The sequence below is a fragment of the Peribacillus sp. ACCC06369 genome (assembly GCF_030348945.1).
In the GTDB taxonomy this organism is placed as follows: domain Bacteria; phylum Bacillota; class Bacilli; order Bacillales; family DSM-1321; genus Peribacillus.
Window position 1 is genome coordinate 2,884,147 of the sequence record NZ_JAUCEN010000002.1, and the last position, 16,673, is coordinate 2,900,819.

The following is a 16,673-nucleotide window of genomic DNA, read 5'->3' on the forward strand; positions in this document are numbered from 1 at the left end:
TCACTAAGAGCAGCACTTTTATTAGAATAGTCAATCTTTTCTCCTTGGACAAAAACGACTACATCCTTTACCCTTCTTTAACTTGAATTTTTTTTAGTTTACCGTCTTGTTCAGGAGTCATTACATTTTTCTTATGATAAAACAGAAAGTATGACCCTATAACAAGAATCGTGAGAAGGCTTGTAAGAAAGAATTGCAACCGCATGGAATCAATAAATGCTTGAGCAACAAATATAATAAATAATACTGCAATAGTCGCGTAGGTTAAGTAAGGGAATAGCCACATTTTCACTTTAAGTGTTCCGGGATTTTCTTTTTCAGTCTTTTTCCTCAAATACAGATGAGAAAAAGCGATAAATATATACATGATCATAGTGACTCCTCCCGAGCTATTTGCGAGAAAAGCAAACAATTTATCAGGGGAAACAAATTTAAATGTCGTACACACATAAGCAAAGAAAACACATGCCATTAACGCCCAAATCGGGATTCCCCTCTTATTCACACGGGATAGGATTTTCGGTGCATCACCTTTTTTTGCTAAAGAGTATAACATACGTGAGCTTGTATATAGCCCTGAATTCAAAACAGAAAGCAATGATATGAAGATTACAATATTCATAACTTGACCCGCTGCCGGGAGGCCTGCCATATCAAAAACGCTGGCATAGGGGGTTTTCAGTAAATCTTCAGCCCCCTGTGGGATTACGATAACTAAAATAGCCACTGAGCCGACAAAGAAAAGAAGGAGACGCCATACAACAGCGTTTATGGCTTTAATAATATTTTTTTCAGGGTTTTCAGACTCTCCTGCAGCAATGGCAGCAACCTCACTACCCGATAAAGAGAAGGTAATGAATATCACACTAAGGAGGACCGGAAGAAAACCATTTGGAAAAAACCCTCCATTTCCGGTAATGTTGGCAAGTCCTGGTGAATCAAATCCAGGAACAAATCCAAAAATCATCGCTGCACCCAGGAATAGGAAGATGACAATGGCTGTCACTTTCATGAAAGCTAACCAGTATTCAAATTCACCATAAGCTTTGACTGAATATATATTCGTAACCATCATTAAAATAGGGAAAGAAAGACTAGCAGCCCACATGGGTATGGCAGGAAACCAATCATGAACCATAGTACCCAATAAAGTTGTTTCTATAGCAATAATGATAACCCAGTTGAACCAGTACAACCAGCCAATCGTATATCCGGCCCAAGGGCCCATTGCCTGATGTGCATATGTTGAAAAGGATCCGCTATCAGGGTTCACCACAGCCATTTCACCCAGCATGCGCATGATGAGCACGATCATCAATCCTGCGATTATATACGATATAATAGCACCAGGTCCTGCTGAACCTATTATTGTTCCGCTTCCGATAAATAGTCCTGCCCCAATGACCCCTCCAATAGAAATCATTGTGACATGCCTGGTCTTGAGACCATGTTTCAGTTCATTTGTTTGAAAAGCCACTATTGTCACCATCCTCTAAAACTGTCAATTTAACGTTTTGCAAGCAGAAAACTACTGCTCATGGGTACCCTAGTAGAAATCTTTCATTCAAAACAATGTTTGCAGTCTATCCCCCTGTTTCACCAATGCTTTTATGAGGCCAAATTTGGTCGTTAAGAAAAAAGTTATATGTATGCTGTAACGCTTATACTATTTACCTTATCCGCTTTTCCCATTTAAACTTCCTCTTTTTCTATCTACAGCCCCTAAACGAAACACGCGAAAAGTATAATGATCCTTGATGGATTTTGCTCTTTTTACTTATTGTTATGTATAAAATATAATTTCACACCCTTGCCATATCTTTCTAAAAGCACCCTCTCTCCAAATAAATTTATACATATTTATTAAAGCAATATCCATGCCAAAAAAAGGATGGTTAGTTCAATAGGATTTAACGCTTTTGTGAATTTAATTTGATTCAATAATGAATCAAAAATACAATATATGATTCATAAATTAATTATTCCCCCCTTTTGATTCACATTCGAATTAAAAAATGACAATTTAATTGATATCTTTTAAATTATCGACAAAAATTATCGACTAAAAATTTCAAGGTGGATTCTAGGATATTTTTCATAAAATGTGAAAAAATGACTAAGGGGGGGCGATAAAAATAAGATGCCAAAATCCAAATTATGAATTTTGACATCTTCCAAATGGATTTATTTCCACTAAGACTGATTCTTCGTCCGGGATATGCATCCGCTACTAATCCAAGACCTACTACATGCTTCGGAAAATAAGGATATGTATGAATAAAGCTGTATGTAAAGTCCTGTAGGTTATGTATCAAATCATTATAAAAATTTAGTACTGAACAATTGGGAAATGGATGCTGAATGTGGTCAAATTTTCATTAGAGTCACAATTCATATATCCATCATTACTTTCAATGATCTTTTTACATACGTATAATCCAATTCCCGTTCCTAACTCTTTTGTTGTGACAAAGGGCTCAAAAATAGATTCGATCAATTCACTGGCAATGGCCGGTCCATTATTAGAAATTCGAATTATTCTTTCATTCGCCTCAATTAAAGAGTTTATCCTCAAAATTCTAGGGTGTTCCCTATCCTTTAAAGCATCAATGGAATTAATGAAAAGATTCAAGAATACTTGTTTTAACCCATCCTTGCTCGCTGTCATGACTAAGTTTGGATAAATATCTATTTCCACATTAACGCTGGCATCCACAATATTCGCATAAGTCAATTCTTGTATTTCTTCAATTAACTTTAATACGGAAATTTCCTCTCTTTGTTCCTCATTAAAATCAGATTTGGAGGTATGGAGGAATTGGGTTATCCTGAAATTCAACTGATTTAATTCATAATCAATGATATCCAAATATTTCAACCCTGGATTCTCCCGCTTCAATAATTTATTGAACCCCATGATAGCTGTAAGCGGGTTTCGGAACTCATGTACAAAGCTTGAAGATATCTGTCCCAGTACCGCTAATTTATCTTTGTGGTTTTCACTTATATAAGACTTTTTTTCCTCAATCACTTCATTTGTTAGATTCGTATATCTCGTTACTGCATGATAGCTGAACGAATCAAAGTGCAAGTTAATGTCATTAATGAATTTCTGCATATAATAAATGGGGATATTCGTCCCAAAAACATTTCTGATTATGATATTTCTCCCTAAATTGATATTATATAGAAAATCCCCGATGTTAATATTTGCTTCAAGACGTTCTTTTGCAACCTGGTAAGCCAACCTTATCAGCACGTCTTCCGACAATGCCTCCTTGAACGTTTGTATGACCAGTGAGTACATCCCATATCCATTTTCTTTAACTTTTTCTTTGTAGGGGTCTATTTCATTGATCTTAATGGTCTCGTTCCATTCATTTAAAAACAAAGATTCATTTTCTTCCAGATATCGAATCAAAACATTTTTATACTCCTTATGTTCAGATGACAACTCCATACTATTGACCACACATCCCCTTGCGGAATTTTAGATACTATATCAATAACATCATTCTATATGAGATTTTGATTTCCTGCACTTCATTATTTATTGTTTTGAAGATGAAAAGTAGCTTGTAAGGAGACAAGGTTTGCTGGTCCGCATATAGTTGCTTGCGATAACAAAGAAACGACCAAATCAGGTCAGAGATTTTCATAAAAAGGAAACTCTTCATTCCTGCTTTTTATATCCTAAGAATCTCTTACTTTTTGAAAGTTCATTCCGTATTTTTTCATTTTTCTATAAAGTGTATTTCGGCCGATATCAAGTTGTTTTGCGGCGTTACTGATATTTCCATTTGTTCGTTCCAAGGCATTCCTGATAAGTTTGGTTTCTTGTTCTCGAAAGTTTCTTGGTTCTCGATCGGCATTTGCCTTTTCTTCAAGTGTAATGGAAGAAACAGGGCAAAGTGCCTCGAGTAAGTCCCTTGTAATCGGACCATTATCAGCTAGGAATGCAGCCTGTCCGAGCACGTTTTGCAATTCACGGAAATTTCCTGGCCACGAATATTCCAAAATGAATGTTTTAGCTTCGTGGGTTAATTCGGTATGTTCGCTCTTATATGCTAAACCTTCTAAAATGTATTCTGCTAACAGTAATAAATCTTTACGACTCCTGAGATTTGGAAGTTTTAACGATAATCCACACAGGCGAAAAAATAGATCGGCACGGAATTCCCCTGCTTCAATTTCTTTTTGTAAGTCTTTGTTTGTGGCGGCAATGACCCTTACATCGATTGGAATGGAAGCATGTCCACCGACACGGGTCACACATCTTTCCTGAAGCACGCGAAGCAGAGTCGCTTGAGCTGGAAGCGGCATGTCCCCGATTTCATCCAAAAACAGGGTTCCGCCATCAGCAGCTTCGAACTTCCCCTTATGTCCGCCGCTTTTTGCGCCAGTAAAGGCACCCTTTTCATACCCGAATAACTCACTTTCCAATAAGTTCTCGGGTATTGCGCTGCAGTTTATAGCGATGAACGGTTTATCGCTTCTTAAGCTAACCCCATGAATGGATTGAGCGAACAGTTCTTTTCCCGTTCCACTTTCTCCAGTGATTAGAAGACTGATATCAAGTGTTGCTGCCCTTTTGGCAATGGATATGGTTTGATTCATTTGTGGATCATTACTGATTATATCGGTAAATTGATATCGATTAGTTAAACCATCATTCAATTTTTGTTTTTTTAACCGTAGGATCACGGAGGACTGATTTTCTATATTTTTACCAAGGGTCTGAACTGTGTATTCCTGGTCTTTTATTGAAATCTTCTGTTCTAAAACAAGCGGGTCTAATCTTGATATTATATTCGGTATCGGTTTTTTCAATGTGCCAATAACTTTGGACGCCGCAATGTTGAGATTTGTAACTTTTCCCTCTTTATCAAGGGTGATTAGAGGATCAGGGTATTGATCATATATAAAATAAAGGTTTTTCTCCCTTTTTTGAGAATGTGACAATAAGAGTGCTTGTTTGATGCTATCAGCCACCCTCTGAACCAGGCTAATGGAAAAAGGATGATAATTCTGTTGATGGCTGCTTAAATTCAAGACACCAAGCAGATGCCCATCAGGGTGATAAATGGGGGAAGCGGCGCAAGTAAGGAAATGGTTATCCTGATGAAAGTGTTGATTGCCATGAATCAATACGGGTTTTTTCTCTATAATGGCTGTTCCTATTGCATTTGTCCCTTTTGATTCCTCTAGCCAATTGGCCCCTTTTCTGAGGGAAACATTATCTGCATGCCGAACGAAAGCTGGATCGCCAACTGTTTCGATGATATAACCTTCAGGAGCAGCAAGTAATAAAATGGACTCCAAGCCATTAATCGAGCTATGAACTTCCTCTAAAATGGGGGAAGAATGGTACAGCAGTTCTGCATATTGATCGTGGTATTCGGCCAACTCAAATGCGCCAAGCATATCTTCCTTATCCATCGTGCTAGGCTGAAGTCCTTTTGAATGGCACCGCTTCCATGATTCTTGAATAAATGCCGGAACGGTTCCTTTATCCGCGCTAATATTAATAGACATTGAATAAGTCCTCCCGTATGTAAAATCCAGTAAACTGCCACTGTTTTTCGATTCAATTTCAATTAGGCAACTCTAAACAATCTTCAGTTTAAGAGTATTAAGGGGTAATCCATATAATTTAATTATAACAGAAAATTCAGATATCCACCAAAATGAAAATTGCCTTTTTGCCAAGTATTAAACGTTTTTGGTCCATACTGGAACACCTAACTGTTCCAAAGTGGAACAGTTAGGTGACTTCCTTCGATCCAATTCCCTTGATTTTATTGGTTTTTTATTATTGGCATAAGTCTTGCATAATTACATGATGAGTAATTGATTCCTTTTTGATAAGGGGGGAAAGAACCAAGTAAGTCGAAAGCCCTGTATTCCGTTGGGTAGTGTTTTCCTTATGCAACAGATCAGCCAATGGGAAATTCTTATTGAAGACATAAGCATATGCCTGATCCATTTACTTAGAGAACGCAATTGTCCGGACAGATTTTCATGATCGAACTTTAATATGAAAAGGGGTATTATACATGGAACAAACTATTAAACTTAATCCGCGAGTGCAAGAATTCTTAAAGGGCACTAAAAAGCTATTGATCAATGGGGAATTGGTGGAAGCTGCTTCAGGAAAAACCTTTGAGACTCTCGATCCTTCAAATGGGAAGGTTCTGGCCATTGTGAGTGAAGCAGGACCAGAAGATGTAGATAAAGCAGTCAAAGCAGCCCGCAAGGCTTTCGACAACGGGCCCTGGAAAAAAATGAGTGCATCGGAACGCAGTCGCCTCATTTATAAGTTAGCGGACCTAATGGAGGATCATAAAGAAGCGTTAGCACAATTAGATACCCTGGATAATGGTAAGCCAATTGGTGAAACCACTAATGCCGACGTCCCCCTCGCCATTGATCACTTCCGTTATTATGCTGGATGGACCACTAAGATAGTGGGTCAAACAATTCCTGTTGCAGGAAATTACTTTAATTATACCCGTCATGAAGCAGTTGGAGTGGTAGGACAAATCATCCCTTGGAATTTCCCCCTTCTTATGGCAGCATGGAAATTAGGTGCAGCCCTTGCAACCGGATGTACGATCGTTTTAAAACCAGCGGAGCAAACGCCGCTTTCAGCATTATATTTAGGGCAATTGGCGCTTGAAGCCGGTTTTCCTCCTGGTGTTCTTAATGTCATACCTGGATTCGGGGAAACAGCAGGATCACCGCTTGTAGACCATCCTGATGTCGATAAAATTGCCTTTACCGGTTCAACCTCAGTAGGGAAAATGATCATGCGTCAAGCTTCGGGCACTGTGAAAAAAATCTCGTTGGAACTAGGTGGGAAATCACCTAATATCATTTTACCGGATGCAGATATGAGTAAAGCCATTCCTGGTGCTTTGATGGGCATCATGTTTAATCAAGGACAAGTTTGCTGTGCCGGTTCCCGACTGTACATTCAGAAGAAATCCTATGATAACGTGGTAGCTGACTTAGTGTCCCACGCAAAAAATATTAAACAAGGGGCCGGTCTTGATCCATCAACCCAGATAGGGCCATTGGTATCCAGTGAACAACTGGAAAGAGTGGGCAGTTATATTGAAAAAGGGAAGTCTGAAGGAGCTGAAGTGGTTACAGGGGGCAATTACGGACAAGGTGAGGGTTATTTTGTAGCACCTACAATATTTGCAGGTGTTGAAGATGAAATGACAATCGCTAAAGAAGAAATCTTCGGTCCTGTTGTAGCTGCCATGCCTTTTGACGATTTGGACGATGTGATAAACCGTGCAAATAACTCTGAATATGGATTGGCCGCTGGTTTATGGACACAAGATGTAAAAAAAGCCCATTATGTGGCTAATGAATTAAAGGCAGGTACAGTTTGGGTAAACTGTTATAACGCCTTTGATGCAGCTTCTCCATTTGGTGGTTATAAACAAAGTGGAATCGGTCGGGAAATGGGCAGTTATGCATTGGATAATTATACGGAAGTTAAAAGTGTATGGATTAACTTAAACTAACAAAAAGAATGATCGCTCCATTTGGCTCAGACATTGCAATTGAAATGCATCTGGATATTGGGAATTAGTCACTCATTCAATTCATGTATTAATAAAGACATTAGAGCCTGTTTTCGTTTCCTTTAAATATTCGCAAAAGGGTGTCCAAAGTCCGGACTTTTGACACCCTTTCCTTGTTTTGGTAACTTATTCTAGACAAAAAGAAGAGACCTTTCATTTTCGAAAGGTCTCTTTAGGCTAATTATCCATTACGTTCGATTTGCATTTTTTCTCTGTTTGCTTTTTCTTTTTCGATATTTTTCTGTCTTGAAATCCCGGCAACCAGGATTCCAATTACCACTATTGCTTCAAATCCATATTTAATGAAGGGATTTGCAAAGTAGTCTTGCATGAAAGGTTCAGCTACGATCATTTTAGAAGCTGTCCAGCCTAGTATTCCCGCACCAATTATTATGATGAATGGGAAGCGTTCGATCAGTTTCAGGATCAAAGTGCTTCCATACATCACTACTGGAATTGATACAAGTAAACCGATCACCACTAAAGTGAAGTTACCATGAGAAGCACCTGCAACCGCTAGGACATTGTCCAATCCCATCAATGCATCTGCAATAATGATAGTTTTTATGGCAGCCCACATAGAGTCTGCAGGCTTCAAATCATGTTCTTCTTCATCGATAAGGAGCTTATAAGCAATCCATACAAGAAGTAATCCCCCTATTAAATGCAGTCCTGGCACCTCTAAGAGCCAAACAACCAGCAGCGTTGCGATGATCCTTATCACTATTGCCCCGACCGCTCCCCATATTATCACCTTTTTTTGCTGATCTTTTGGAAGCTTTCTTGCAGCCAATCCAATAAGGATCGCATTATCACCGGCAAGAACCAAATCTATCATAATGATCGCTAAAAGTCCTGAAATAAATTCACCTGTTAAAAAATCCAACACATTTTCCTCCTTTATACAAAAATAAAGAGACCTCTGCCATTTATGGCAAAGGTCTCGCTAAGCACTAAATGAATTAGGCCAATAAAGCCGGTGGAATCCCACGTAATGACGACTTTATTTCAGGTTATCCCTGACGCTACTCCCCTTCACGGGAATAAAGAATATGTAATTCTTTTGATATCTTCCCTTAGGAATCTACCAAGAAAAAATATCACTAATCCAGTATACCAAAAATACAAATAAAATAAAGTAAAAAATAAGAGATTGGAATAATATTCATGAACTTTACCTAGCCCATCACCTTTCAACGGATAATATCAGTCAATCATCCCAGCTAGTTTTAGGCATAATTCGTTTCCTAGGTTTTTGATATAACCCAAATCCTTCCCCCATAGATATTGATTACTTAAGATGGCCTCTATCAATTGTAAAAGTGAAATATCTCCACTCTCATAACGAAGCCAATGTTCCCTAAAAAATTCAATTGTCTTTATATCGTCTTTAACGACATATTCTTTACCCGTAAAGCTTTTACCTATATAATTCCCATTCACTTCGTAAACCTTATAAAATCGGATCAGGCCCGAAAAACCTCGTACGATGCAGTCAGGCAGGCTACCTTTCGCCTTATAATATTCCTCTAAAGTTGGCAGGAGACGAACCCTGAATTTCGAAATGCTATTCAGCGAAATATCGGCAAGGAGGTGATGTACATAGGGATTCATAAATCGTTCAAGAACGCTTTTCCCATATAGCATCATCTCATTATGAGCAAAAGGTAATGTAGGGATTATTTCCTCTTCGATGGCCATGCTCAAGTATCTGTAGAAATCCGGATGATCGATTGCCTGTTTTACTTCTACCAATCCAGATAAAATGCCTAGAGGAGCCATCAAGGTATGTGAACCATTAAGAATCCGTACTTTTCTCATTTGATAAGGTACTAAATCTTTAACCCAACGCACATTTAATCCGGCTTTTTGTAAAGGTAGACGTTCATCAATAGAAGGGTCACCTTCAATAGCCCATAAATGATAGGGTTCAGCCGTATTTAGGAGAGTATCCTTATATTCCCATTCCTCAAATAGTTTTTCCGACTCATTAGCCGGGAATCCTGTTACGATACGGTCTACAAGCGAGTTTAAAAATAGGTTGTCCTGGTCCACCCACTCCATGAATGGCTTTGGTAAACCCCAATCACTGCCATGCTTGAGAACACATTCCTTCAATGAATCACCATTTCTCTCTAAAAGCTCACAAGGTAGCATGATGAGTCCTTTTTCCGCATCACCGTTGAAATGCAGATAACGCCGATATAAAAATGCAGTCAGTTTTCCTGGAAAAGATTCAATCGGCACTCCTTCTTCCAAAGGAATCGGCTGATATTTGATTCCTGCTTCGGTCGTGTTGGAAACTACAAATTCCAATGCAGGGTTTTCGGATAATGTTAAAAATTCCATCCATTCATCATAAGGATCAATTACCTTTGAAAAAACAGAAATGATCTCTGGATGTTCCACTTTCTCACCTTGGTGGAAACCCCTTAACAGTAATGTATACAGTCCATCTTGCCGCTTTAGTTCCTCTATTTTCCCTTTTCCAGCGGGACGAGGCTGGGTAACAGCAATACTTCCCAGGAAATGGCCTTGTTTATTACATTCATATATCATCCAATCAAAGAAGCCGCGGAGAAAATTCCCCTCCCCAATCTGCAATACCTTTATGGGAAAATCCATCATATGTTGATTTTGGACAGCTTTTGTATCTTTACTCAGACTCTTCAGGTGACCTTTATTCATGTACATGACCAAAAAACTCCTTTCTCATAGGAATATCCAATTCGGAATACAATTTCAAGTGGTAGTCCTTAAGACCTGAAACCTTAAACTTATATTTCAACAATGGCCTTGATCACTTTAGCTTCAGGAGTTAACCACCCTTCAAACTGATTGATCATTTCATCCATATGTGTGCGGTGTGTAATATACTGACTCATATCCAACTTATCATTTTTCAGCGTATTTACGACATAGTCAAAGTCAACCCTTGTTGCATTACGGCTTCCCATTAATGTAAGCTCTTTACTGTGGAATTCAGGATCATTAAAGGAAATATCCGCTTTAACCAAACCTACATATATCAATCTTCCGCCGTGAGCAGGGAATTTAAATGAATCCATCATTGATTTAGCATTACCTGTCGCATCAAATACGACGCTGGGCATATCTCCATTTGTCAATTCAGCTAATTTCTCCATTGGATTCTCCAATACGTTCAAAGAATAATCGACATTTGCCCATTTGCCAGCAAACGCAAGGCGTTCATCATTTACATCCATTGCGATCACCTTCGCACCCTGTTCCTTAGCGAATGCCATGACTCCCAAACCAATTGGACCAGCACCAATTACAAGTGCAAATTCCCCTTTATGAATAGCAGCCCGTCTGACCGCGTGGGCCCCTATACTTAAAGGCTCTATCATTGCCGATTGGTCAAGTGTAAGACCCTCGGTTTTCACCAAATGATCATAAGGAACCGTAATCCATTCACACATACCGCCTTCCTTATGTACACCCAACACTTTCATATCCGTACAGCAATTCGTTTTTCCATTTCTGCATGCGATGCATTTTCCACATTCCATATAGGGAATGATTGATACTTGATCCCCGACATTCAATCCTGATGCGTTCTCCGGTAGGGATTCAATATAACCGGATAGTTCATGGCCAAGTATTCGAGGATAGCTAAAAAAGGGTTGATTACCTCCATATGCATGAATATCAGTACCGCATATTCCTATGCGCCGCACACGAATCAAAGCTTCCCCCGGGTTTGGAACTGGTTTTTCCGACACGATCATCTTAAATTCAAAAGGTTGTTCACAAACGATAGTCTTCACTGATTAACACTCCTTTTTTATGAGATATGTATTAAAGAATGACTCCTTCTTTAAAAATGCTTATCTCCTTATAACCGAATTTTTCATTATTCGTTTTCTTTTTACCGGATGAAAGTTCAAGGATGTATTGGAATAAATCGTCCTTTAATTCATCGATCTTTTGACCTTCAATTAACCGCCCTGCATTATAATCAATCCAGTGCTTTTTACGATCGGCCAATTCTGAATTCGTAGCTATTTTTACAGTTGGCACCGGACCGCCAAAAGGTGTTCCCCTTCCTGTGGTGAATAGAACGATATGTGCGCCCGCTGCTGCCAAGGCCGTCACCGAAATCAGGTCATTCCCGGGAGCATTGATCAAATTCAATCCATACTTCACTACTCGTTCACCATATGGGCTTACATCCACTACAGTGGCATGGCCCCCTTTTTGCGTGCATCCAAGTGATTTTTCCTCCAGTGTACTTATGCCGCCCTCCTTGTTTCCAGGTGAAGGGTTTTCATAAATTTCCTGATCATGGCGAATGAAATACTGTTTGAAATCATTAATAAGGCCAACGATTTTATTAAAGGTTTCTTCATCCTTTGCCCTGTTCATTAATATCGTTTCCGCTCCAAACATCTCAGGAACCTCTGTCAATATCGTGGTACCGCCTTGTTCTACTATAAGGTCGGAAACCGCACCAACCAATGGATTAGCGGTAATGCCTGAAAAACCATCGGAACCCCCGCACTTCAAGCCTATTTTCAACTTTGAAACCGGTACGGGCATTCGTACGAACCCTTCCGCATATTCCACTAATTCTCCCATTAAACGTAAGCCGATCTCTAATTCATCATCAACCTCTTGGGCTTTTAAAAATTTAATTCGATTTGGAGGAAATTCGCCTATTACTTCTTTAAATGCCTCGATTTGATTGTTCTCACATCCCAATCCTACAACCAAAACTCCGGCTGCATTCGGATGTTGAGCCAAGGCCGCTAATAGCTTTTGGGTATGGGTCAAATCATCTCCTAATTGAGAACAACCGTAGGGATGGGAAAAATTATGAACCCCATCAATTTGGCGATCTTTAAACTGCTCATTGCCCATTTTAGCTAGAACTTCACATGTTTTATTGATGCAACCGACCGTGTTGATGATCCAGATTTCATTCCGGATACCCACTTCCCCATTTTCACGGATAAATCCTTGGAAGGTATGATTTTGACTTGGCTCTTCTGTATCTTGAATGCTAGGTTTATAGGAATAATCCAATATACCCTGCAAACCGGATGCTAGATTATGGGTGTGAACCCAATCCCCTATGGAGATATCTTCTTTAGCTTTTCCGATCGAGTAGCCAAATTTGATTACGTCCCCCCCTCGTTTTACCGGTTTCACTGACATCTTATGCCCTTTAGGAATGTCATCACTTGCCTTTATATGGATCATACCGCTGTCTTCTGTTTGAATCTGGAGGCTCTGTCCTTTATGAATCTCCTCCAAGGAAATAACCACATCATCATTTGAATGCAATTGAACAAATTTATTCATTTTGTCCCCTCCTTATCATGGGTGATGACGTTCAAAGAGCAAACGTCAATACGTTTAGAAAGCCCTTTCATTTTTGTGTTTAAATATACTTTCTATTGAATCTATTATCATTTTAACATCAATATTTGAAATATAAATTGCATATTTTGCTATAAATATACTCATTCTTGTTGTATTATACTTTCAGGAGCTGAACGAAATGAAAAAAACCCATAATCCATTAGAACATGATTTACTCTTCCCATTTTCTTTTGTCTATCAAGATACTAAAAGTCCTCAGACTGAATTGTCAGATCATATGCACGACCATTATGAAATTGTTTATGTTTATAACGGTAATGGGACCTTTTTTATCGGTGATGTGTTTTATGATATGCAGCAAGGGGATGTATTCCTGATCCCGAATAATACCATTCATAGAGCATTACCCAACAAGGACAATCCTGTTACCTCCACCATTATCTTTTTCAGTCCAACATTAATATATAAAGATATGGTTGATGATTCTTTTTCATATTTACATTTGTTTGACCTAACAAAAAAGAGTAAGAATTATAAAATATCCTTGCCGCATAAGAAACAAGTAAAGATTGAAGAACAGCTCCAACTCATCCTGCAAGAGTCAACTAGCCATTCAATGGGTTCGAGACATGCTTGTTTACTGGTCGTTCACCAAATCATACTTGATTTATACCGTACCCGGATAAATGACAAACAAGATTTTACTGAGGGCAAAAGCTATAGTTCAGAATGGATCAAAGATATCTTAATTTATATTAATGACCATTTGGGTGAACCATTATCTTTGACGGTACTTGCACACAAAGCATTGGTCAGTCCCGCTCATTTCAGCAGAGTTTTTAAGGAAACGACTGGAATTGGGCTAATCGTGTATTTAAATACGAAAAGGATCATCAAGGCAAAGGAACTATTACTGGAAACGAATCACACCATTGCCAATATTGCTGAAATGTGTGGTTTTGAAAGCATGCCCCAATTTTATCGTACCTTTAAAAAATACAATGATAAGACACCTGCTGCATTTCGCAAAGAAAATCGTATGGGCTAGGATGGTAAAATTCATGTCTGATAAACATGGAAAAATATCGATCAATTAAAAATGGAAGTGTCTTCCCTTGATATTTCCTTTGGGAGACACTTCCATTCTAACAATCTATTACGCAGGCTTTCCTATCGGTTGTACAAAACGGATGACTGCAAGCGATGCAACGATGGCCAATCCACCTGCAAGTAAGAATGCAACTGTGTATGTGCCTGAGGTATCGACAATATATCCTGTTAAAGTCGGTCCGATAATTCCTGCTGTATTTGCCAAGAAATGCATAAAGCCTCCAACAGATCCAACATTACCAGGGTCGACAACATCGTTGACGATTGCCCAGTAAATGGCACCAGTCAAATATAGAAAGAAGACGGAAAGTGCGACAAGTGTAACCGCACTGAGCGTTGTGGATACAAGTCCGGCAAAACCGATACATACCGCCGATAAGAACAAACATGTTACAAGTACGAGCTTACGTGAGAATAAAACACCTTTTTGAGCGAATTTTTTAAAAAAGAAATCCGACACGAATCCACCCAAAGCAAGTCCGATGAATCCAAAAATCCAAGGAATCACTGTAATGATACTCATATTTTCTACACTTAGGCCACGTGCATCCACCAAATAGCTTGGGAACCAAGTTAAGAAAAAGAAGAGAATATAGTTGTAAGAAAAAAAGGCTAGAGCTGTAAATAAAACCGTTTTTTGTTTTAAATAAAAGGTGAATTTCACCTTTTCTTCCGATGTTGCCGCTACATAAGATTTCCCCGTAAGTTTCTGTTCTTTTGACTCTTCTGGTTTTTCTTTAATGAATTTCCACCAGCAAATCGCCCATATAAGACCAATCACCATAATGGCAATGAAAGAAACTCTCCATCCATATGAGATCGCAATAAATCCAACTATTGGACCTGCAATTGCGCCACCAAGCGGTGTCCCGCTATTCGTTAAACCAACGATAGATGCCCGCTGATTCGCTGGGAACCAGTTATTAACCATTTTATTGATTGTTGCCGAAAGAGGACCTTCGCCCATCCCAAACAGTATGCGGATGACTATCATACTCGCAAAACCGACAGCAAGTACAAGTGCACCACTGAATAAAGACCAAACGATCATCGCAACAAAAAGCGTTAGCTTCGCACCCCATCTATCGGACGCCATTCCTCCAAGGAAGTTGAAGATGGCATATCCAACAGAAAAGCTACTAAAGATAATTCCCATCTGTGTTGCAGTTAAAGATAAATCATCTTGGATGAACGGAGCCGCAATGGACAGTGCAGATCGGTCCAGATAATTTATTACCCCTGCCAAGAACAAGAAAACGATGACCATTCCTCTACCATTTGAAAACATAAAGTACCCCCCTATACGCTTCAATAAATGCAGACGCATTTTTGGAAACGTTTCCATTTAATAACCAAGAGTAAAGCCTATATGACCTATAACTAAATCGGTTTAGAATTCCCGCAATTAAGCGCTTTCTTTTTCACGGGAATTCTTACATCCGGTTCTAACAAGAATTCCTTGAAAGCAAAGTCGGTTTCAAGCGATGGACACTTGTATCCTCATTTCCTGTTTTATTGATTTGACTAAGCAGTAACTCTGCTGCCAAGTTGGCCATTTCAATGGCTGGCTGATTAACCGTTGTGATGGTCGGTGTATAGAAACTGGCATACGGTACATCATCGATTCCTATGACCGCTATGTCATCAGGTATGTTGATTTCGTGCTGTTTCATATAACGCAATACCTCATTAAGGACGATATCATTTCCTGCCAATATGGCTTGAGGCGGCTTTTCCAATTCGAAAAATTCTGAAAGTGCATTCGGGATTTCATCTACGTTCACTGTTTTAATATATTCAGAATTAAATGGTATCCCATGTGACGCGAGTGAATCCTTGTACCCTTGGATCCGTTCGATTCGGGGACTGATATCGCGTATTATTGAAGTGGTCATGATTGCAATGTTTTCAAAACCCCTTTCAACAAACCGATCAATGGCTAACTTGGAAGCAAGGTGATTATCGAGCATGACTGTTGCAATATTTAATTCCTCGATCGTCCTATCCATGAAAACAATCGGGAATTGATCACTCTTCATCCGTTTATATAAATCCAGATTATCCCCTGTGGGAAAAATGATGATCCCATCCACTTGTTTAGCTCTTAGCATTTCAATATAATTTTTTTCCTTTTCAGGATTATCATCTGCATTGCATACGATAATATGGAACCCTTGTTCATAAAAGTAGTTTTCTATAGCTCTAATAACTTGCGTTGAAAACGTATGAAGGATGTTGGCAACCACTACCCCAACTGTAAAAGTGGATTTTTGTTTTAAACTGCGCGCAATTATATTAGGCTGATAATTTAACTCTTCTATAGTTTCTTCAATTTTTTTCCTGGTTTTTTCACTCATATATTCGTATCGCTTGTTCAGGTATTGGGAAACCGTGCTTTTTGATACTTTCGCGTGATTGGCGACATCAGTAATTGTAATGGTTTTCATTTTCATTCATTCCTGTCGTGTTTTTTCATTTCTCTGCCTAAAGCCATAAAACAATATGGCTTATTTATATAAGGAATATTTTATTATAATTAGTAAAGCTTTACAATCACCTTCTGATGCAGTAAAAAAGTCAATTTCCCTTACCCTCGAACTAATTGAATTAATGTAC

Annotated in this window: 11 protein-coding genes; 2 read left to right on the forward strand and 9 right to left on the reverse strand. The window is 38.8% G+C overall.

The genetic code is table 11. The features are described from left to right. Positions 1-67 precede the first annotated feature (67 nt). The 3 genes from QUF78_RS14815 to QUF78_RS14825 all read right to left on the reverse strand — a co-directional run bounded on the left by QUF78_RS14815 (position 68) and on the right by QUF78_RS14825 (position 5,535). A complete protein-coding gene (locus QUF78_RS14815) occupies positions 68-1,486 on the reverse strand; it encodes an amino acid permease (protein ID WP_289327325.1) in 1,419 nt (472 codons plus the stop codon). A gap of 843 nt (positions 1,487-2,329) precedes the next feature. Continuing rightward, on the reverse strand, positions 2,330-3,460 hold the full coding sequence (locus QUF78_RS14820; RefSeq protein WP_289325257.1) for a histidine kinase N-terminal domain-containing protein: 1,131 nt from the start codon (positions 3,458-3,460) through the stop codon (positions 2,330-2,332). Between the two features lie 233 nt (positions 3,461-3,693). Then, a complete protein-coding gene (locus QUF78_RS14825) occupies positions 3,694-5,535 on the reverse strand; it encodes a sigma-54-dependent Fis family transcriptional regulator (protein ID WP_289325258.1) in 1,842 nt (613 codons plus the stop codon). Positions 5,536-6,056: 521 nt separating this feature from the next. Here QUF78_RS14825 and QUF78_RS14830 point away from each other — a divergent pair. Then, positions 6,057-7,538, forward strand: a complete 1,482-nt coding sequence (locus QUF78_RS14830) for an aldehyde dehydrogenase family protein (RefSeq protein ID WP_289325259.1) — start codon at positions 6,057-6,059, stop codon at positions 7,536-7,538. A 241-nt stretch (positions 7,539-7,779) separates the two neighbouring features. On the opposite strand, the gene QUF78_RS14835 is transcribed toward QUF78_RS14830, so the two are convergent. The 4 genes from QUF78_RS14835 to QUF78_RS14850 form a co-directional block, all read right to left on the reverse strand. Next, on the reverse strand, positions 7,780-8,484 hold the full coding sequence (locus QUF78_RS14835) for a TerC family protein (protein ID WP_289325260.1): 705 nt from the start codon (positions 8,482-8,484) through the stop codon (positions 7,780-7,782). Between the two features lie 320 nt (positions 8,485-8,804). Further along, the gene (locus QUF78_RS14840) at positions 8,805-10,292 is read right to left on the reverse strand and encodes a tagaturonate reductase (protein ID WP_289325261.1); all 1,488 of its coding nucleotides are present in this window, start codon (positions 10,290-10,292) and stop codon (positions 8,805-8,807) included. Between the two features lie 83 nt (positions 10,293-10,375). Next, positions 10,376-11,389: a zinc-binding alcohol dehydrogenase family protein gene (locus tag QUF78_RS14845; RefSeq protein ID WP_289325262.1), complete on the reverse strand. Its 1,014-nt coding sequence runs from the start codon at positions 11,387-11,389 to the stop codon at positions 10,376-10,378. 31 nt (positions 11,390-11,420) lie between these two features. After that, entirely contained in the window at positions 11,421-12,926 is a 1,506-nt protein-coding gene (locus QUF78_RS14850; RefSeq protein WP_289325263.1) for a UxaA family hydrolase, read from the reverse strand. Between the two features lie 199 nt (positions 12,927-13,125). Here QUF78_RS14850 and QUF78_RS14855 point away from each other — a divergent pair, with 199 nt between their 5' ends. Beyond that, entirely contained in the window at positions 13,126-13,995 is an 870-nt protein-coding gene (locus tag QUF78_RS14855) for an AraC family transcriptional regulator (protein ID WP_289325264.1), read from the forward strand. A 108-nt stretch (positions 13,996-14,103) separates the two neighbouring features. Here the strand turns inward: QUF78_RS14855 and QUF78_RS14860 are convergent, their stop codons facing one another. After that, positions 14,104-15,345, reverse strand: a complete 1,242-nt coding sequence (locus QUF78_RS14860; protein ID WP_289325265.1) for an MFS transporter — start codon at positions 15,343-15,345, stop codon at positions 14,104-14,106. A gap of 157 nt (positions 15,346-15,502) precedes the next feature. Next, complete coding sequence (locus QUF78_RS14865) at positions 15,503-16,504, reverse strand: LacI family DNA-binding transcriptional regulator (protein WP_289316211.1); 1,002 nt, start codon at positions 16,502-16,504, stop codon at positions 15,503-15,505. Positions 16,505-16,673: the final 169 nt, after the last annotated feature.